We start from the raw sequence: 593 nt of genomic DNA on the forward strand, positions 1-593 counted from the left end.
CAGCTAGGATGTTGGCTTAGAAGCAGCCATCATTTAAAGAAAGCGTAATAGCTCACTAGTCGAGTCGGCCTGCGCGGAAGATGTAACGGGGCTAAGCTATACACCGAAGCTGCGGCAATGACTTTTAGTTATTGGGTAGGGGAGCGTTCTGTAAGCCGTTGAAGGTGAACTGTAAGGTTTGCTGGAGGTATCAGAAGTGCGAATGCTGACATGAGTAACGATAAAGGGGGTGAAAAACCTCCTCGCCGGAAGACCAAGGGTTCCTGTCCAACGTTAATCGGGGCAGGGTAAGTCGACCCCTAAGGCGAGGCCGAAAGGCGTAGTCGATGGGAAACGGGTTAATATTCCCGTACTTCTTACAATTGCGATGGGGGGACGGAGAAGGCTAGGTGGGCCTGGCGACGGTTGTCCAGGTTCAAGTGCGTAGGCTTAAGAGTTAGGTAAATCCGGCTCTTTTTAAGGCTGAGACACGACGTCGAGCATCTACGGATGTGAAGTCATTGATGCCATGCTTCCAGGAAAAGCCTCTAAGCTTCAGATTGTAAGGAATCGTACCCCAAACCGACACAGGTGGTCGGGTAGAGAATACCAAG

The 593-nt window shown here is 50.9% G+C and carries 1 rRNA gene; it reads left to right on the forward strand.

The features are described 5' to 3' along the window. Positions 1–593 (forward strand): 23S ribosomal RNA (locus ACSTTG_RS24210); the annotation flags it as partial.

It is taken from the genome of Vibrio glycogenivorans (assembly GCF_051660965.1).
In the GTDB taxonomy this organism is placed as follows: domain Bacteria; phylum Pseudomonadota; class Gammaproteobacteria; order Enterobacterales; family Vibrionaceae; genus Vibrio.